The sequence below is a fragment of the Paenibacillus terrae genome, from assembly GCF_005217525.1.
GTDB classification, from domain to species: Bacteria; Bacillota; Bacilli; order Paenibacillales; family Paenibacillaceae; genus Paenibacillus; species Paenibacillus terrae_C.
On record NZ_PNXQ01000012.1, the window covers coordinates 308,358 to 327,791 of the forward strand.

18 protein-coding genes are annotated in these 19,434 nt (G+C 47.9%); 15 read left to right on the forward strand and 3 right to left on the reverse strand.

The window, feature by feature from the left end:
- Positions 1-17 precede the first annotated feature (17 nt).
- Both C1I60_RS11450 and C1I60_RS11455 read left to right on the forward strand, forming a co-directional pair.
- Positions 18-911 (forward strand): carbohydrate ABC transporter permease, encoded by an 894-nt coding sequence (locus tag C1I60_RS11450; RefSeq protein WP_044645143.1) that lies wholly within the window; start codon positions 18-20, stop codon positions 909-911.
- A 213-nt stretch (positions 912-1,124) separates the two neighbouring features.
- Positions 1,125-2,666 carry an extracellular solute-binding protein gene (locus tag C1I60_RS11455; RefSeq protein WP_137061826.1) on the forward strand — a complete coding sequence of 514 codons (1,542 nt, stop codon included), beginning with the start codon at positions 1,125-1,127 and terminating at the stop codon, positions 2,664-2,666.
- 154 nt (positions 2,667-2,820) lie between these two features.
- Here the strand turns inward: C1I60_RS11455 and C1I60_RS11460 are convergent, their stop codons facing one another.
- Together C1I60_RS11460 and exlX are read right to left on the reverse strand one after the other, a co-directional pair.
- Entirely contained in the window at positions 2,821-5,082 is a 2,262-nt protein-coding gene (locus C1I60_RS11460) for an AraC family transcriptional regulator (protein ID WP_137061827.1), read from the reverse strand.
- Between the two features lie 275 nt (positions 5,083-5,357).
- On the reverse strand, positions 5,358-6,071 hold the full coding sequence (exlX, locus tag C1I60_RS11465; RefSeq protein WP_137061828.1) for an expansin ExlX: 714 nt from the start codon (positions 6,069-6,071) through the stop codon (positions 5,358-5,360).
- Between the two features lie 280 nt (positions 6,072-6,351).
- Here exlX and C1I60_RS11470 point away from each other — a divergent pair, with 280 nt between their 5' ends.
- Positions 6,352-7,503: an iron-containing alcohol dehydrogenase gene (locus tag C1I60_RS11470; RefSeq protein WP_137061829.1), complete on the forward strand. Its 1,152-nt coding sequence runs from the start codon at positions 6,352-6,354 to the stop codon at positions 7,501-7,503.
- Positions 7,504-7,660: 157 nt separating this feature from the next.
- A complete protein-coding gene (locus C1I60_RS11475) occupies positions 7,661-8,377 on the forward strand; it encodes a metal-dependent hydrolase (protein WP_137061830.1) in 717 nt (238 codons plus the stop codon).
- Between the two features lie 98 nt (positions 8,378-8,475).
- Here C1I60_RS11475 and C1I60_RS11480 read toward each other — a convergent pair whose 3' ends face one another.
- Positions 8,476-9,555: a M42 family metallopeptidase gene (locus C1I60_RS11480; RefSeq protein WP_137061831.1), complete on the reverse strand. Its 1,080-nt coding sequence runs from the start codon at positions 9,553-9,555 to the stop codon at positions 8,476-8,478.
- A gap of 181 nt (positions 9,556-9,736) precedes the next feature.
- Here C1I60_RS11480 and spoVAC point away from each other — a divergent pair, with 181 nt between their 5' ends.
- The 11 genes from spoVAC (at position 9,737) to yhbY (ending at position 19,431) form a co-directional block, all read left to right on the forward strand.
- A complete protein-coding gene (gene spoVAC / locus C1I60_RS11485) occupies positions 9,737-10,243 on the forward strand; it encodes a stage V sporulation protein AC (RefSeq protein ID WP_044645136.1) in 507 nt (168 codons plus the stop codon).
- A complete protein-coding gene (spoVAD, locus tag C1I60_RS11490) occupies positions 10,240-11,262 on the forward strand; it encodes a stage V sporulation protein AD (protein WP_137061832.1) in 1,023 nt (340 codons plus the stop codon). Before spoVAC ends, spoVAD begins: the two co-directional genes overlap by 4 nt.
- Positions 11,259-11,609, forward strand: coding sequence for a stage V sporulation protein AE (gene spoVAE, locus C1I60_RS11495; RefSeq protein WP_014282555.1), 351 nt, complete (start codon positions 11,259-11,261; stop codon positions 11,607-11,609). Before spoVAD ends, spoVAE begins: the two co-directional genes overlap by 4 nt.
- A 226-nt stretch (positions 11,610-11,835) precedes the next feature.
- Entirely contained in the window at positions 11,836-12,795 is a 960-nt protein-coding gene (locus C1I60_RS11500) for an AAA family ATPase (RefSeq protein WP_137061833.1), read from the forward strand.
- Positions 12,796-12,798: 3 nt separating this feature from the next.
- Complete coding sequence (locus C1I60_RS11505) at positions 12,799-14,046, forward strand: DUF58 domain-containing protein (RefSeq protein WP_137061834.1); 1,248 nt, start codon at positions 12,799-12,801, stop codon at positions 14,044-14,046.
- Entirely contained in the window at positions 14,043-16,235 is a 2,193-nt protein-coding gene (locus C1I60_RS11510; protein WP_137061835.1) for a transglutaminase TgpA family protein, read from the forward strand. Before C1I60_RS11505 ends, C1I60_RS11510 begins: the two co-directional genes overlap by 4 nt.
- Before the next feature lie 17 nt (positions 16,236-16,252).
- On the forward strand, positions 16,253-16,381 hold the full coding sequence (locus C1I60_RS26160; RefSeq protein ID WP_289306516.1) for a hypothetical protein: 129 nt from the start codon (positions 16,253-16,255) through the stop codon (positions 16,379-16,381).
- A gap of 60 nt (positions 16,382-16,441) precedes the next feature.
- Positions 16,442-16,972, forward strand: a complete 531-nt coding sequence (locus C1I60_RS11515; RefSeq protein ID WP_137061836.1) for a YqeG family HAD IIIA-type phosphatase — start codon at positions 16,442-16,444, stop codon at positions 16,970-16,972.
- Entirely contained in the window at positions 16,965-18,092 is a 1,128-nt protein-coding gene (gene yqeH / locus C1I60_RS11520) for a ribosome biogenesis GTPase YqeH (protein ID WP_137061837.1), read from the forward strand. Before C1I60_RS11515 ends, yqeH begins: the two co-directional genes overlap by 8 nt.
- Positions 18,093-18,196: 104 nt before the next feature.
- The gene (aroE, locus tag C1I60_RS11525; RefSeq protein ID WP_137061838.1) at positions 18,197-19,066 is read left to right on the forward strand and encodes a shikimate dehydrogenase; all 870 of its coding nucleotides are present in this window, start codon (positions 18,197-18,199) and stop codon (positions 19,064-19,066) included.
- A gap of 68 nt (positions 19,067-19,134) precedes the next feature.
- Positions 19,135-19,431, forward strand: a complete 297-nt coding sequence (gene yhbY / locus C1I60_RS11530) for a ribosome assembly RNA-binding protein YhbY (RefSeq protein ID WP_014282548.1) — start codon at positions 19,135-19,137, stop codon at positions 19,429-19,431.
- Positions 19,432-19,434 lie beyond the last annotated feature (3 nt).

A 19,434-nucleotide genomic window follows, 5' to 3' on the forward strand; every position in this document is an offset into this window, starting at 1 on the left:
AAGGAGGACCCAAACGGATGGCGATCAAAGAGGATGTATACACCCGAATTTTTCAAATTCTCTCTTATGCGATAATCATTATTGCTTCTATTGCTTGTTTGCTACCATTTCTACTTATTATTTCGGCATCATTGACCAGTAACGAGTCGATTATCAGAGATGGATATCATTTTATTCCACAGGAATTTTCGCTGGAAGGATACCGGACGGTGTTCACCTTTCCTGAGGAGGTGCTGAGAGCGTACGGGGTGACCATTTTTACAACTGTAGTAGGTACGACGTTGGGCCTGTTCCTAATGACGATGGCGGGATATGTGCTGGCGCGTAAAGATTTTAAATACCGGAACGCGTTTTCGTTCTATATTTACTTTACAACGTTGTTCGGGGGCGGCTTGGTACCCTGGTACATTATGCTGACGAAGTATTTAGGACTGCTCGATACGTATACGGTGCTTATTTTCCCGGGGCTGATGACTCCTTTTCTGATCATTTTGATGAAAAACTTCATTCGTTCGTCCATGCCGGAAGAGCTGTTTGAGTCTGCTAAAATTGACGGTGCGGGTGATTTTAAAATCTACTATCGGATTGTGCTGCCTTTGTCTACCCCGGGCATTGCCACCGTAGGCTTGTTTCTGGCCTTGGCATACTGGAATGACTGGTTCTCGTCCTCACTCTTTATTAATGATCCACATAAATACCAGCTGCAATATTATCTGTATAATGTAATCAACTCGATGCAATTTATCGCGCAAATGGGGGCAGGTACTGGCGTTTCGCTCTCCAACGATATGCCGACCGAATCGACCAAAATGGCAATGGCGATCGTGGTCACCGGGCCGATTTTACTGCTGTACCCGTTCATTCAGCGTTATTTCGTCAAGGGCTTGACCATTGGTGCTGTTAAAGGCTAAAGCAGACGATCATCAGCTAAGATGGCATGGCGTGCTGACGTTGTGCCATTCTGAAAGCATTTTTTGTAAGCGTTTTATTTAAAGGTAGTAATGTTTGTTTCCTACAAATTTTAAAGGCGCGGCTGAGTACAAGCGAATGATTTTCGTCCACTCTCCAGGCTTTTAAAAGATAGATGGCTTTAAACCAGCAACCACTTCAAAAGGAGGATTCACATGACATTTACAAAGAAAAGAAAGCAACGCATGTCCATCCTGATTGCAGTTATGGTCATCATGGGGCTATTAGCCGGGTGTGGAGGCGGTGGCGGAAGCAGTGCACAAAAAGCAGATGGAACGGATGACAAATCCCAGAAGGTACAGCTACAATTTTATATGCTGGGTGATGCTCCGAAGGATATGCCCGCCATTGAAGCAGAGATTAATAAATTGGCGGAAAAAGATCTGAATGCCACCGTCAAATTCAACTACACGACGTGGACGGATTGGGATCAGAAGTATAAGCTGCTGCTCTCTTCAGGCCAGCCGATTGACCTGATCTTCACTGCAGATTGGACGCAGTATCAGGCCTACGCCAAGAAAGGCGCGTTCCTGCCGCTTGACGATCTGCTGCCGAAGGCTGCGCCTGCCCTGCAAAAATTTGTGCCTCAAAGTATGTGGGATAGCGTTAAAATCGGGGGCAAAATTTATACCGTTCCTAGCACGTTTAAAGAATATGTGACCAACGGTTTTGTGTGGCGTGAGGATTTGCGTGAGAAATATAATCTGCCTAAACCTACGGATATAAAGAGCTACGAGGCTTACATGGAAGGTATCCGTCAGCATGAGCCTAATATGAAACCGATCTCGCTGAATAGTGATATTAAAGGAAACCTGCATGATCGCTATTCCGAATTGGTAACCAAGAGTGTAGGGGCTTTGCCTTATGGCATCGGCATTAAATATGAGAAGCCGACAGAGGTTTACAAGTATTGGGGGTCAGATGAGCAAAAAGAAGAGCTGAACACTTACAAACGCTGGGCCGATAAAGGATTCATCCCTAAAAATGTACTGAATGTAAAGGATACGCTACAGGATCAGGTGACTTCGGGTAAAGCAGCGAGTATTTTTGGTGACAATCCAAACCGGTTTAATGATATGGTCATTAAGATCAAATCTGCTCACCCTGATTGGAAGCTGGATTACTATCCTTTCCCGCTGACGACGGGTTATGCGACTCCAGTGCATCCGATTCATAACGGCTTTGCGATTCCAAAAAGTAGTCCTAACCCTGCGCGGGCACTGGCCTTTTATGAAAAGCTTGTGACGGACAAACGTTATAATCTGCTCACACAATACGGGATTGAAGGCAAAAACTATGAAGTCAAAGACGGGTACTATCAAATGGTAGGTACGTCCAGCACGAACGGTTTTCCACGGGAAGGCATGAACGGTTGGGCTTGGCGTAACCCGGAATACATGCTGTTTGATTCAAGCTTTGACCGTGTGAAGCAGATTTTTGCTGATCTGGATAAAATTCAGAAGCCTGACCTGTTCACTGGCTTTGCCGAGGATTATACAACCTATCAGGCTGAAAAGGCGGCTTTGGAGCAGGTTGAGAAGCAATATCTTTATCCGCTCCAAGCTGGACTGATTGATAATGTGGATCAAGGCTTGCAGACCTTCTTGCAAAAAGCAAATCAGGCTGGCCTGGAGAAAATCCAGACGGAATATACCAAGCAATGGGAAACCTACGTGAAGGAGAAAGGTATTAAGTAATTGAGCAAGGCAAAGAGATTTTAACAGTTGGGATAAAAATAAAAGCAGGTCTCCAGGAAGTTGGAGGCTTGCTTTTTTAGTGTCAGTCTATTTTTTGTGGCATCAACGTTCCGTTCTCGGAGCAATCGCATAAGACATCTGACTATAGCCCTGCTTATTGCGCGTTCGCTTTGGAACGACGAAAATCTGTAGGCGTCACGCCCATGCTACGCTTGAACATGCGGTGAAAATAAGAGCTGCTCGCAAATCCGGTTTGTTCTGCCACGTCAGCTACCGACCAGTCGGTTTGCTCCAGCAGCTCGCAGGCTTTGCGAATGCGTAGCTGTTGAATGACATCTACAATGGTAGACATGGTTTGTTGCTTGTATAGCCTGCTGACATAGATCGGTGACATATCCAGCTCTTCAGCGATCTGGTTGAGGCAAAAATCAGGATCAGCATAGGCTTGCTCTATTCGCTCATTAATTTGCCGTACTAGCCGCTCTTGTTTCGTGTTTCGTTTTTCCGATAGGTTGGAGCGGACATGATCAAAGACCAATTGATATTGTTCGATAAGCTCCGGGGCCGTCTCCAACTGATCTGCGGATGGCAATTCAGGGATAGATCCGGCAGCAAATCCATTACGCTCACTCATATGCTGAATGGCATGATTCACACTCATCATCAGCCGGGATATAGCCGCCTGTACGACGGAAAATGAATATTTTTCCATGTGCATCAGCAAGTCCTTGAACATGCCATGAGCTTCCTCCGTATGACCAGATAGCAGCGTGTCGAGCAATTTTTTCTCCTTATCCGACGGATAAACGTAGGCATTTTGAGTATTTGAGTCCATTGTGTTCTGCGCATCAATAATACAGCCGTGCCCTTGAAAAAATCGGTGCATGGACGCTTCCTGAACCTGACGGTACAACAGATGCAGCCGTTCCGGCTGGCTTGCGATGGCACTATAGGTCAGAGATACACTTAACTTCAAGTATTCAAAGCAAGCTTCACGTATCTGGCGCAATAAGGTTTTCAGCAGTACGGTATCCGTATGCTCCGCAGGATCAAGAATGTTGAGCAGCAACAGGACGCTGTCTTCGTCGATATCCACGGCTTCCACCTGGTACGTCTGCCCGCATATTTCAGAAGCAATATTCATCATGGCAAACTTATAGGGCAGCAGGTCCGGACCGCGTTCGCTTTGCCACCGGGCATATTCATCTATACGCAGCAGCACCAGCCGATAGTCTTTGTCGAACTGGAATGTGATTCCAAGCTCACGCAACCGCTCCGGCTCCTCGCCGGCAGGAAGCAATTGAACCCCCCGAATAATATTCTGTAAAATGTTTTGCCGGATCGTATACATGCTGTTTCGTTTCTCTGATTCTAATGAATTCATATGGACAACGATCTGTCCAATGGGGGTATACAGCATTCTGGACAGCAGCCAGGAAGCCACGAACCCTGCTAATGCAATGATGGCGGCAATCAGAAGCATGGCATTACGGATAACACTCGCCATTTTGACAACGCTTTCATACGGGGTGACACTAATATACTGCCAACCCAATCCGTCTTGGGAGGTATAGGAAATGAGTGATCTTTTACTGTGAAAATCTTCTACAAAATATCCTGTTTCCTGTTTTTTGACTCGGGTGTGCAGCCACAGCTGTTCTTTTTCGTTCAATGCTTCGTCTGCCAGTGTCGCGCCGGATAAAAGTCTGCCTTGATCGTCCAAAATATAAGCTGTTCCGCCTGATGCCTTATTCGTCGCCATTTCCTTGTTCATCCAAGTTGCAGATACATTGACGATCACAGCCGAATTCATCGCTTCGTTCGAGTTGATTGCGTCGTAGCATAAATACGTATAGGCGGCAATTTCTGTACTGTCTTGATCTGCTCCGGCCGCGGAGTCTGACGCAGACAGCAGCGGATAGGTGCGTGGGATAGGTGTAAATGGCTTATAATCCTGATAATGATCCAGCACGCGTATAATATCCGTGTCAGCCAGTTCACTTTTGCTATATAACCCGTTTTGCCCCCGTGAGGATGCAATATAGAAGGTGTCGCTTTTCGGATTATACACATAGATGGATTCAATGTACGGCATAGAATTGAGATAATTGTTCAGCTCAGACATGGCAGCGGTTACATCATATACATTGGGTTTGGGATAATACAACAACTTGGACAGGGTGCTGCTGCGGTACATTTGGAAGGCCAACGATTGGGCGATAGATGTCATGTTAATGACCTCTCTGCTTCTCAGTGTCAGGCTGCTGTGATTGGCTTCGAATGCTTGCTCCTTCTCCACCCGAATATAATAAAAATAATACACTGTGGTAGATACCAGCAACGTCAGCGTAATACATAACGTGATACTGATCATCAATTTGCTGTGAAGCTTGTGATGCTTTTTGAAATTGCTCATGTGGGCAGGTCTCCTGTCTATGTGCATATAGCCAAAATACACCCTAATATGTATTCATTATACGTGCCTTTCTGTGAACAGGACAGTGAACAAACTAATTTTTTATGAAAAATAATGACTTTTTCGTAAAAAGGCCAGGAACCCGATACGCAAAATCGCTTGCGTCGGTTCCCAGCCTGGGGATTACATAAAGCCTGTCACGAATTGGACAGCACATAGGTAGGAAGCGCCCATTTGTGCCTGACAGGACTCAAAATGTGAGAAGATATCTGCAATCAGTCAGGGAATTGCACATTACCTTTAACAATATAGGCATCGCCCGTTCCATTTTCTGCTAGAGCCGGGAGGGTATCGTTCAGCACCACACCGCGAATGTCTGTAATCCGGATTTTAAGAGGCTGGTTCCCTAAGTTAGTACCCAGAAAGTGGTTGTAGTCCTGTTTTTCGAGATTGGTCCACTGTCCATTCTGTTGGACTTCCAGTTTTAAGACAGGATATTTATGATTGCGTACCTGAATAGCTGCCCACCACCGGCTGCTGCCTTCTTTAATACGGTAGGAGACGTTTCCAGTAACTGGGGCTTTGACGACTTTCCATGAGATATTGATTTTTCCATCAATTGGGTTGCCAATTTGGTTAAAGGCATTCGGAGACAGGTCGAGCGCACCACTTGGACCTTCAGGATAAAGATCGGTTACATAGACGGTTGTTTTCCCTTTCGGGCCTTGGACTTCCAGATATGCTCCTGCCATTGCGGCTTTGATTCCGCTATAATTCAGTTGTGTGCGGTTAAGAGCCGTAATTTTTGCATCGGAAGGGATTGGATCAAGCAGCAATGCTCCTCCTGAGTAGCCAGATCCGGTATAGGTAGCATAACCTGTGTATGTATCATTCCAAGCAGCAGAAGCGGGGAGAGCGAACAAAACAAGACTTAGCAATGATGCAAGACCAACCGTTTTGAACTTGCGAATCGCAGAGCTTTTTTGCATAATTATTTCCTCCTTGTTCATTTAATAGATTCATATAGTAAATATAAACACTATATTACATAATATTTCAAATAGTACAATAGGCTTTTGAGGCAAAAAGAAAATAATGCATAAGTTTGTCAACATGCTTCTAGGCCTTATTGCGTGTTTTTATGGGAATTGCAGAACTGTGCTTTTTTTCGCAGATGTCTGCTCAATCTGATGGTAGAATCAGGAAGATGCATGATAATAGATAGCAGAGATGACTGGAGAACGATTAACACAGAGGAGGGGTTTATGAATGGGGAGGAATATCTTTTATGTACCGCCAGTGAACTTGATGGGGATTGGATGTCTTAGAGATCTGGGACCGATGTTGCAAGAGAGAGGATTTATGAAAGCGCTTATCGTGACGGATAAATGGCTGCGTCGAAATGGGATCACCGACCGGGTTATTGCTGTTTTGGAGCAGCATGGAGTTCCATATATTGTGTATGATGGTGTGCAACCTAACCCTACCTGTAACAATGTTCACGAAGGAGTCAAGGTGTTTCAGGATAACGGATGTGATGTTCTCGTCTCGGTAGGTGGTGGGTCGCCTCAGGATGCGGCCAAAGCCATTGGCATCATTGTCACCAATGGAGGACATATTTCAGAATATGAAGGCGTTCACAAATCCAAACGACCGTCCGTTCCTATTGTGGCAGTGAATACAACGGCGGGCACCTCCAGCGAGGTCACCATTAACTATGTCATTACGGATGAGAAGCGTAAGGTCAAAATGGTCATGGTTGATAAAAACAGCCTGGCTTCGATCTCTGTAAATGACCCCGAATTAATGGTGGGTAAGCCAGCCGAATTAACTGCTGCGACAGGTATGGATGCGCTTACTCATGCGATTGAGGCGCTGGTTACCCCGGGAGCTTATCCAGTCACCGATGCCACTGCCCTGGCTGCTGTCGAACTGATATTCCGTTATTTGCCTGATGCTGTGGAGAACGGTCAAAATATTGAGGCTCGGGAAAAGCTTGTGTATGCTGTTTTTCTGGGAGGGCTGGCCTTCAACAATGCGGGGTTGGGATATGTGCATGCGATGGCTCATCAGCTTGGAGGTGTGTATGATCTTCCGCATGGGGTGTGTAATGCGATGCTGCTGCCCTATGTACAGGAGGCCAATGCGAAGCATGTTCCTCGTAAATTCAGACCTATCGCTCAAGCGATTGGATTCTCGGTCAGAGGAAGAACTGACGAGGAGTGTGCTGAATTTGTCGTGGATGCCATCCGTGGGCTGGCACAGGAGGTCGGAATCCCGAAACGCTTGTCTGAGCTGGGAGTAACGGACCCGGACCTGAATCTGTTAGCCGACAATGCGATGAAGGATGCCTGTGCGCCCGGTAATCCGTTTCAGCCAACCAAAGAGGAAGTTATCGCTTTGTTCCAAAAAATACTCTAAGGCGAATTTTTGACCAGGACTTTTGACCGATATCCTCTAAATAGAATAAGCGAACTATTGTTCTCTTTTTGTTTGTCGTATACAATCGAATCATGCTGATTCAAATAGAGTGATGTCGAACTCTGTTGTATGCTGCAACGAAAGGATGTTATGCACCATGATGGGAAGAGCCCATTTGATTATTGGAACCGGGGCCTCCCTGTCGGTATTAGCCTTGAACGGATACGAAGTGACTCCGGCTGCCGTGGCTGCCGCTGTAGTCGGTTCACTGCTGCCGGATATTGACGAGCCTAACTCCATGCTCGTGAGTCGTGCGTTGCCTACCAAAATGCTCAGACTCGTACAGCTCCTGATGATTGGGGCTGCGGGCTGGGTATTTTTCACCCGTCTGGCTCCGCCGCCGTGGAATCTTGTTCTGGCTTTGCTGATGATCAGCGCTTCCTTTATGCCTTCACGATCCATGCGAAAGGTTATTATTTTTTTGCTTGGGATTGGCTTGGCCTGGTATGGGGAAGCATATGCGCCGTGGAATTACATTGCCGGATGCCTGCTGATTATCTGTACGCTTGTCCCGCACCGGGGATTGACACATACGGTGTACGGAACAGTCGCATGGGCTGCGTTGCTGTATGGTACAACTCGTCTGCACGGTGACAGCATATGGCTGGCTGGCGGTTTGGCGTATCTGCTGCATTTGTTGGCAGATTCCTTGACGAATAACGGGATTAAACCTTTGCCACCGTTCAAATGGAAGCTGCGATTTAGGCTGATGAGTACCGGAACGCGCAAAGGGAAGCAGGTAGAGAATATCTGCATTGCCTTGACGGCTATACTTGTTATCATTGCCTTGCTTCGTTATAAGCATTTGATATGAAGCGTTCTATGTTGTAACTCTAATAAATCAAAAAAACAGTCAAAACATGTATAACCTGTTTTGACTGTTTTTAATAGATTGTAATTTTCTGAGAAACCTTAAGCTCGTTCAATTATCGTATTTAGCGTCGTGCGATCCAAGTTTTGCACCAGCTTGATGATCAGCTCTTTGGCTGCATCGTAATCGTCAGTGTGAATAATGGACGAGGAAGTGTGGATGTATCGTCCGCAAATGCCAATGACGGTGGATGGCACTCCAGTTCCGCTTAAATGGACCTGACCTGCATCGGTTCCACCTGTGGAGATGAAATACTGATACTTGATCTTGTGCGTTTCCGCCATATCCTGCACGTATTCCACAATCCCGCGATGGGTAATCATACCCGGATCAAAAACCCGCAGCAGCGCGCCTTTACCCAAATGTCCATAAGCGTTCGGATCACCGCCCATATCGTTGGCCGCACTGCAATCCAGTGCAAAGAAAACGTCCGGCTGAATCAGGTTGGCTGCCGTGCGAGCGCCGCGCAGTCCTACTTCCTCCTGAACGGTAGCCCCAGCATACAGCGTATTAGGCAGCTTGTCCTTTTCCTTATGTAACGCTTCAAGCAGCTCAATAGCCAAGCCTACACCATAGCGGTTATCCCACGCTTTAGCCATGATTTTTTTCGGATTTGCCAGAGGAGTAAAATCACAAATCGGCGCAATGGCTGTTCCCGGCACGATGCCCAGATCTTGCGCCTCCTGACGGCTGTCCACGCCGATATCCAGATACATATGCTTGATGTCCATAGGCTTGCTGCGTTGTGATTCATCCAGCAAATGGGGCGAGACTGAGCCAACGACACCGATCACCGGACCATTTGGAGTCAGCACCTGAAGACGCTGTGACATGATGGCCTGACTCCACCAGCCTCCAACCGGCTGAAAACGAATCATGCCATTTTCCGTAATGCCATTAACGATAAATCCGACTTCATCCAGATGGCCTGCTACCATTATACGTGGCCCGTTCTCTTCCCCGCGCAGCACGCCGAAAAGGCTACCCAAACGATCTTGCACGATTTCGTCCGTATAACCGGATATCCGTTCTTTAACCCATGCCCGCAGCTCTCGCTCGTGTCCGGGAATGGAAGGAAACTCCGTTAAGTTTTTAAACAGTTCTAATGTTTTTGATTCCATGATGTACCTCACTCCTTATTAATTAACCAGTGGTCGTCATCCATCCAGTATGAATGGATTTGTACGGAATGTCCACGATATCATTTTCCTGACATAACAATTCCCCATAAAGCTAATAATGATAAGGACACATGAATCCGAACCGCAAAGTGCGGTACTTACGAACAAGGGGTGGTGAATGATGCCAGCTAAATCAGGGCAAAGCGGTTTTCGTACCAATACGCCGCCGCTGTCCATAAATGAGAAGGACTATCAAAGTATTTCCAAAAAGCACGAACCATCCAGAAAAGTTTTTGCCAACTGTGTGCGGGCTTTTCTGGTTGGAGGCGGCATCTGTGTGATTGGTCAGGCAATTCAGGAAGCCTTCATGGCAGGGATGCACATTTCGGCCAAGGAGGCGGCACCGCCGACCTCATCCATGATGATCCTGCTGGCGGTCATATTGACCTGCTTCGGGGTGTACGACAAGTTTGCCCAATGGGCGGGAGCGGGAACCGCTGTACCGATTACAGGCTTTGCCAACTCGATGTGTTCGGCTGCACTGGAGCATCGTTCTGAGGGGCTGGTGCTCGGTGTAGGCGCGAATATGTTCAAGCTGGCAGGGTCGGTTATCGTATTCGGGGTTGTTGCCGCATTCGTTGTGGGTGTCATCTACGCCATTCTTGGAGTGGGAGGCAACCATCTATGAGAAGACAGGGAGGACAAACCTGGAAGTTTGAATCCAGGCCGCGCATCGTGGGAAGTGCAACCGTTGTTGGCCCGGATGAAGGAGAGGGGCCGTTGTCCACGGATTTTGACTATATTTATGACAATCTAGAAATTAACGAAAAAACATGGGAAAAAGCGGAACGCAGATTGTTCGAGCACTCTACAGAGCTGGCGTTAATCAATGCCAATTTGAACAAAGAGGAAGTACAGTTTTTTATCAGTGGTGATCTGATGAATCAAATTATCAGTAGCTCCTTTTCAGCGCGCAAGCTCGCGATTCCTTATTTGGGTGTTTTCGGAGCCTGCTCTACGTCGATGGAAAGTCTGGCCTTAGCCGCGCTTATTGTGGATTCAGAGGCGGGCGACTATGTAATGGCGGGTACGACAAGCCATAACTGTACGGTGGAAAGGCAGTTCCGATATCCTACGGAATATGGATCACAGAAGCCGCCAACGGCTCAGTATACCGTCACAGGCTCCGGCGCCGTAGTTGTGGGACATGCCAAGTCAGGTACGGTGGTGGATTGCGCTACCATTGGGCGTGTAATGGATATGGGTATTAAAGACCCTTTTAACATGGGAGGGGCGATGGCTCCAGCGGCGGCGGACACCTTGTTATCTCATTTTCGAGATACGGGTCGGGACCCTGGCTATTATGACCTCATTGTAACGGGGGACTTGGCCTCGGTAGGGTTGCCGATTACCAAGGAGTTGCTAAAAAAGCAAGGCATTGATATGAGTCAGACCGAATTTAATGATTGTGGTTTACTGATTTACGATCTGAACAAGCAAAAGCAAGTCATTGCAGGGGGCAGTGGTTGCGGATGCTCGGCTGTTGTAACTTATGGACATCTGTTGAAGCGGATCGAAAAGGGAGAACTTCAGAAGGTACTGGTCGTGGCGACCGGAGCATTGTTATCTCCTTTGTCCGCACAGCAGGGGGAAAGTATTCCCTGCATTGCACATGCTGTAGCTTTCGAAGCGGGAGGAACAATATGATATATCTATGGGCTTTTTTAGTCGGCGGTGCCATTTGTGTCGTGGGCCAGTTGATGATGGATGTCATTAAAATGACCCCGGCACATACGATGAGCACGTTGGTGGTGGCAGGTGCGATTGCGGATGCTGTGGGCATATATGATCCGCTAATTAAATTTGCAGGAGCGGGTGCGACCATTCCGATTACAAGTTTTGGTAATTCACTAGTACACGGCGCATTGACTGAGCTGGAAAAGGATGGATGGCTAGGTGTCATTACAGGGATTTTTAGTGTGACAAGTGCAGGGATTTCCTCGGCGATTATTTTCTCCTTTTTGGCGGCCTTGGTCGTGCGTCCAAAAGGATAACCACATAAAAGCAACAAATTATAGATTAAAACATACCTTTGAACAAGCATAAAAAATCAGCCCTTCGGATCTGAATGACCGAAGGGCTTTTTTATATGTCTGCATACAAAATGCTGCCAAACTGTAGCGCTGGCTCGAACATCTGGAAAAGGACTCAAGTGTACTCTATGCCCTCCTTCATGTACAATAATAGGAAACATGTTGCTATCTAGGAGGTTTACAGGCTATGCCCGTGCGTCAAAAATCTGTGCAGATTGTATCTGCAATCCGTTCTAATCTGGAATCATGCATATTAGGTAAATCCTTTGAAATAAAATTACTGCTAACGACTATGCTGGCGGGTGGGCACATTCTGATCGAGGACGTTCCGGGTACGGGAAAAACGCAAATGATCAAGGCTCTTGCCAAATCCATGCGCGGTGATTACCGCCGTGTTCAATGTAATCCTGATATTCTCCCTAGTGATATTACAGGGGTTTCCATATTTCATCCACGGGATGAGCGCTTTTATTTCCGTCCGGGTCCCGTGATGACCCATATTTTACTGGCAGATGAAATTAACCGGGCCACGACGAAAACCCAATCGGCTTTGCTGGAAGTGATGGAGGAGCGCAGTGTAACCGTGGATGGAGAAACGCACATGCTGCCTCATCCTTTTATGCTGTGTGCTACGCAAAATCCGATTGATTTTGAAGGGACTTATATGCTGCCGGAAGCGCAGCTCGATCGTTTTATGCTCAAAATCAGTCTCGGTTATCCCGATATGGAGACTGAGCGAAACATGCTGCTTCGTCATCAGGAGGGTCAGCCGGCAGATCGGCTAGAGGCGGTAGCCCATATGGAACAGATTGCTGCGATCCAGCAGGAAATCAGAGAAATTTATATGGACGAAGCAGTTACGTCCTATTTACTTGATATCGTCCGTGCGACGAGAGAGCATCCTTCGGTACTGCTGGGAGCCAGCCCGCGGGCAGCGCTTGCATTTGTAATGGCCACCAAGGCGTACGCTTTTCTGGAAAATCGTGATTACGTGCTTCCTGATGATGTGAAAATATTGGCGCCTTATGTGCTGGCGCATCGTTTGCTGCTTCGTCCCGAGGTGCGTCTCGACAGCTCCAACGCCCAGTCTGTCCTTCAGGCTGTCCTTCGGCAGGTGAACGTACCCGTGCGAATGGAGCGTCCATAAGGAATGAAGATGGTTAAAAGGAAGCGCAGGCTCCTTCGGCTGTCAGGCCGCATCTGGCTTCTGATGGCTATATGGGTGGTATGTCTGCTATATCTGTTGTTTCAGGGTGGCAAGACGTCAGTTATGCTGTTGTCCATGGTTACGCTGCTGGGCATTTATTTATGGATCGTCGGGCTGAGCGGGGTACGCCGCGTTCAGGGTTCAAGGCAGCTTTCGCAAGGCTCAGAGTTTGGGGAGCTACTGCATGCCGGAGATCAGGTGCATGTAAAGCTGAGCTTGAGCCTTCCCGGCTTTCTGCCGTTACCGTATATCATCGTTCGCGAGGTGCTCAAGCGTCATACAGGCGAATCCTGGTCGTTTGAGGACAGCGTAATCCCCAGCATGAAAGGAAGCGGACAGCTTGCCTTTCAGACTCCTGCGTTAGAGCGGGGAAGCTATTATTTTGCGGAAACCGAGTGTGTGAGTGAGGATATCTTCGGTCTGTTGGAGCATAAAGGCAGATTAAGCGCACCTGGTGAATTTCGGGTACTGCCCCGCACGGTATTCATTCCCTATTGGCAGTTAAATGACCGCCGCTCGCGTATGTCCGGCCCACAGACCGTCCAGACTCGAACACGGCGCGAAACGACGCAAATTAACGGAGTGCGGGACTATGTATACGGGGACCGTTTTTCACGTATCCATTGGAATGCGACCGCACGTACAGGCAGCTGGAAATCTAAGGAATTTGAGCATGAGACGGTTCCGAAAACGATGCTAGTACTGGACATACACACAAAGCATTATGTAAATGCCAATCAGTTTGAACTGGCCGTATCCTCAATCGCTTCATTGCTGGAATATGGTGGAAGGGAGCGGATGGGGGTAGGTCTTTGTACGGCAGGGGAGACAGGCACTGTTTTTCAGCCCAGTGAGCAGATGATGGAACGGCAACGGATGATGCATCATTTGGTAGACATACACACCACTTCCCAAGGCAGTCTTATGACGGCTGTAGAAAGCAGTGTTCGGCAATTTCCACAAGGCTGCTATTTTGTGCTGATTAGTCCGTTGAAGGATCATCAGGCGTTGGAGCTTCTTCGTTGGGCCGATACACGGGGGATGACCCCGTGCCACATTTATATCGGAGAAGAATCAAGTGAGGGACAGGCCCAAGAATGGATGAGCATGCTTCGTACAAGAGGCATTCAGGGTTATCATGTTCCGAGTCTTGAAGAGCTTCCAACTGTAATGGGGGGAGGGACGCTATGAAGAACTGGCTTCAATCGCTGAAGGGCTCCTGGGCGGCGGCTTTTACATTTTTATGGATTATTATTATTGTTATGCAATGGGTGTCCTTTGCTTCAGTCCTGTGGCTTGAAGAGACGAGAACGCTTGTATTGGCGACGGTTACGATGCTGGCTCTGGTGAAAATTTTGCTGCCGCTTCGGCCTTGGATTGAATTTATCGTCAAGGCGGCCACGTTATTTTTAATTTTGTACCGGACGCTCGTGTCCTACTCGATTATTATTCCTTTCGGGGGATTTGCAAACCGTCTGGATCAATTTATATCCAATATGTCTCCGTATATTTGGTTTTCATTGATTGCTTGGCTAGTCATTGAGATGTTACCACTCATCGTTACGACGAAGCAGCGCATTCTGGTGTTTGTAGGCATTAATATTGCCGCGCTGGCAGTGCTTGATTCGTTCACGCCAACCATGCTATGGGAAGAAGTCGCATGGATGGTGTTTGCGGGTATGGGTTGGCTGGTGACTGAGCATTTGCAGTATTTTCGACAGCACTATCCTCAAGGGTGGAAGCACATTCGCCGTTACCCGTACAAAATTGCAGCGAATATTGCGGTCATTTTTGCTTTGATTATTATGGCTGGCGTGAATATGCCAGAGATACAGCCGACCTTAACGGATCCTTATACGGCTTGGACCCAACGAAATAGCTCATCTACCGTTGGTATTAACAATGGAGCCGGGGCTGTGAATCAGCGGATGAGTACAGCATCGGGCTATAGTCGGCAGGATAATCGACTGGGTGGGGGATTTAATTTTGACTACTCTCCCGTAATGACCATCACGACGAACCAGCGAAGCTATTGGCGGGGCGAGACGAAGCGAACGTATTCCGGTACGGGCTGGAGTGATACAGACAATGACGACCAAACGCTGAATGATGTGCCAATGACGGCAGAGCTGGAAAATACACAAGAAACGCGGCATTCCACTGAGCAGGTCGTTCAGACCATTACGATGCAAAATGATCAGAGCTACCCCGTTTTGTTCGGTGCCTATTCGGTACATCGTGTTCAATCGGTGGACAGAGACTCGCGGGCAGACGGATTGCGTTGGAAACCGGAACAGGCAGAACTGCTATGGAGTTCATCCTCCAGAAGAACTACTTATCCCAAAACGTATACTCTGGTGTCACATGTGCCTGTAATCCCGGAGAAAGAACTTCGCACAAAAACGTTTAATGAGCTGTATGGAAAGAATAAGCAGGAAGCCTATTTGCAAATCCCTAATGAGCTGCCGAAGCGAGTGCGTGATTTGGCTCAAAATGTAACATCATCAGCCAAAACGCCTTATGAAAAGGTCGGACTGCTACAGCAATATTTACAGCGAAATTATGCATATACGAACAACCCGGATCTTTCCCGCAAAAAAAGCAAGGATTTTGTGGATGCCTTTCTGTTCGAGATTAGGGAAGGCTATTGCGATTATTATTCCACTTCGCTGGTTATGATGGCTCGTTCCGTCGGTGTTCCGGCGCGTTGGGTCAAAGGATATGCACCAGGTCAGCAGACGTTTTCGGATGATGCAACGACGGGCGATGATAATGAAAATATGTCATCCTACTCCGTTACCAATGCGGATGCACATTCCTGGGCCGAAGTGTATCTGGGTGAATACGGATGGGTTCCTGTAGAAGCTACACCAGGCTTTGATATGCCGTTGCTTACGGAACAGGAGGATTCGAAGACGCCTGATACTCCGGAAGTGAAGGATCAGCCTGAGTCGGAACAGTCTGCACAGACGCCGCAGGCCAATCCAGAGGAAGGGACGAGGATTCATCCGGTAATTATAGTGTCGGCAGTGGCTGTTATCGTACTGTGGGGCGCTTATATCGTATGGCGTAATCGGGCAGATATTCATTTTTATCTGCTGCGTCTGCGTAAAGGAAAGCCGTTGACCCCGGACGAAAAGGTGATCGTCGAAACCGAGCGCTGGCTACGGTACATGCGCAGTAAGGGGTTTGCCCGTACTAGCCACGAGACGCTGAGGGAATCGGTCGGCAGATGGTCAGTTGAATCACCGGAACGCGCTCCAATTCTGCATCTGCTGCTGGAGCTGTTTGAACAAGCGCGCTACAGTCCTTCCTCGGTAACTGCCGAGGATTGGCGCAAGGTCCGCCAGCAAGCGGCCCTGTTGCATAAGAAAGGTTAGTCCAGAAGGCATACCGAATGAAGCGAACGAAAAACCGTGTCGGATTAGAAGGACGAAGGCTAAACCGTTTTTACTCGGCTCGAAAGCTGCCGATTTATAATCTTCATCATATGCTCTGTAAAAAGCTGTCCGTTTGTTGTGGATAGCTTTTTACTAACCCCTATTAATATGGTATAGTTTGTCGTATGAAACTGAGGTGACCGACGTTGTTTGAAATGCTGATGCCCAAATTGCGGGTGAATACCGTCTTTGATATTGATCTTGAAGGATTGCATGCTCAAGGATATCGCGGCATTATTACGGATCTGGATAATACGCTGGTTGGTGCAAAAGCTCCGAATGCGACTCCCGAACTGGTGGCCTGGTTTGAAAAGGTCAAACAGGCGGGTTTTAAGCTTGTCATCGTGTCCAACAATAATATGGCACGTGTATCTGTGTTCGCTACGCCTTTGGACATTGAATTTATACATGCCGCACGGAAGCCCTCCAACTCGTCCTTCCGCAGAGCCATCCGTATGATGGGACTTACCCCGGAAGAGACTATTATGGTCGGGGACCAAATGTTGACGGATGTATTGGGTGGTAACCGACTGGGATTGCACACGGTGCTGGTGCTGCCCATATCCATCCATGATGAAGGAATCATGACCCGCTTTAATCGGCGGTTGGAGCGAATTGCGCTCACAAGGTTACGTAAGAAAGGCTTATGGCTTGAGGAGGAAAAGAAGAATGACTGAAAGACCTGACGGCGGAACTGCCGTCAAATGTAGTGGGTGCGGTATCACGATGCAGACCACTAGCCCGGAGCTTCCGGGATATATTCCTGAAAAATTGCTTACACGCGAGCCTGTCATCTGTCAGCGTTGTTTCCGGATTAAAAATTATAATGAAACGTCTTCGGTAGCTGTGGATCAGGATGAGTTCCTGAAACTGCTCAGCCAAATTGGGGACAAGGACGCACTCGTCATCCACATTGTGGACATTTTCGACTTTGAAGGCAGTCTGATCTCCGGCTTGCAACGTTTCGTAGGATCTAATCCGGTTGTACTGGCTGTGAACAAGACGGATTTGTTGCCTAAGGTAACGAACTGGAACAAGGTCCTCAACTGGGTGCAAAAGCAGGCTAAGGAGCAAGGACTTCGCACGGCAGATATCGTTCTGTGCTCGGCCAAAAAAAATCAAGGCTTTGATCGTCTGCTGGATGTAGTATCCGAGTTGCGCGGCAATCGGGATGTGTATGTGGTCGGTGCAACAAATGTTGGTAAATCCACGCTCATTAACCGCTTGATCCGTGATCATAGCGATATGGAGCAGGAGTTAACAACATCCCGTTACCCGGGAACGACGCTGGATATGGTGAATATTCCGCTTGACGACGGCAAGCATATTATTGATACACCGGGGATTGTGTATCCTTGGCGTTTCAGTGAAATCGTGTCCCGGCAGGATTTGGGCGCTATTATGCCGGACAAGCCGCTGAAACCAGCTGCTTATCAGCTAGATCCTGGACAAACGCTGTTTTTCGGTGGGATGGCACGGTTTGATTTTGTAGAGGGGCAACACCAATCGTTCACATGCTACATCAATGGCGGCCTTAAAATTCATCGCACCAAGCTGGAGCGGGCGGATCAACTGTTCGAAGATCATGCCGGAGAACTGCTGTCACCGCCGACACGTGATCAGTTGGCAGAGATGCCGGAATGGACAAGACATGAGTTCCGCGTTCCCCGTAAATCTCAATCGGATATTTATATCTCTGGTTTGGGATGGATCAGGGTCAATAGTGAGAACGGGGCTTTGGTAGCGGTTCATGCTCCTAAGGGAATCCGTGTCCTTCTACGGCCTTCGTTGATTTAGGGATGTTGAACCATGTGATAGGGCGGCAAGGAACAGATTCAGGTTCCTGCCGCCGTTCATGTATTTGTGAGGCCTAATATTTTGCAATATGGGGGAGAACGACGATGAGCAGCGGGGAGTCTGGAGTGACCGAACAAGGTCTTGTATTATTGGGCGTATTGGGTGATCCGATCAAGCACTCCAAATCGCCTCTCATGCATAAAGTAGCTTTAAAGGCAGCGGGGATAGAGGGGGATTTTGTTCCTCTTCACGTCAAGCCTGATCAGCTGGAGGACGCCATGAAGGGGATTCGTGCTCTGCATTTCCGCGGAGTCAATGTGACGATTCCTCATAAAGTTGAAGTTATGAAATATTTGGATGAGATTGATGAAGGAGCCAGACTCATCGGCGCTGTTAACACGATTGTGAACGACAACGGACGGCTCAAGGGTTACAATACGGACGGGATCGGCTACGTACGCTCGCTCAAAGAAGAGACTTCGGTTAAGTTGAAAGGCACAAAAATTGCAGTCCTCGGAGCTGGTGGTGCTGCCAGAGGTGTGATTCATGCTTTACTGGAGGAACAGCCCGAATCAGTCATTATTCTGAATCGGACACGCGATAAGGCAGAGCAACTGGCATTGGAGTGGACGACGGAAGCAATCCCTGTGACGGGTTATTCTAACGATGAAGCGGAGAGCGTGCTTGCAGCGGTGGATGTGCTGATCAATACGACCTCGGTAGGAATGTCTCCTCTATCCGATGAGCTTCCACTGGAAACGAGTCTGATTCCGCAAGGAATCATTGTGAGTGATTTGATCTACAACCCGCTGGAAACGAGATTTTTACGCGAAAGCCGTGAACAGCGCGGCTGCACAGTGCATGGAGGCTTGGGTATGTTCGTGTATCAGGGAGCGGTGGCTTTTGAGTATTTTATGGGCGTAGCTCCTGCTGTAGACGAAATGAGAGCGGCGGTGCTGAGAAGCCTGTCGTAAGTCGGATTTTACATTAAAATTATGGAATTGCCGCATGGCATATGTGGTTATGAAGGAGTTAATTATACATGTTAACAGGTAAACAAAAAAGGTATTTGCGCTCGATGGCACATCATCTGGACCCGGTTTTTCAAGTAGGAAAAAACGGTACGAACGAGCATCTTATGCGCCACATTAACGATGCGATTGAAAAGCGCGAGCTAATGAAGGTGCAGATTTTGAACAACTGTTTGGATGACAAGCATGAAATTGCGGAAGAGCTGGCTACGGAAACAGGTTCCGAGCTTGTGCAGCTCATCGGGAGCACGATTATTTTGTACAAGGAATCCCGTGATAACAAGCAAATCGAACTGCCTAGAGGATAAGCA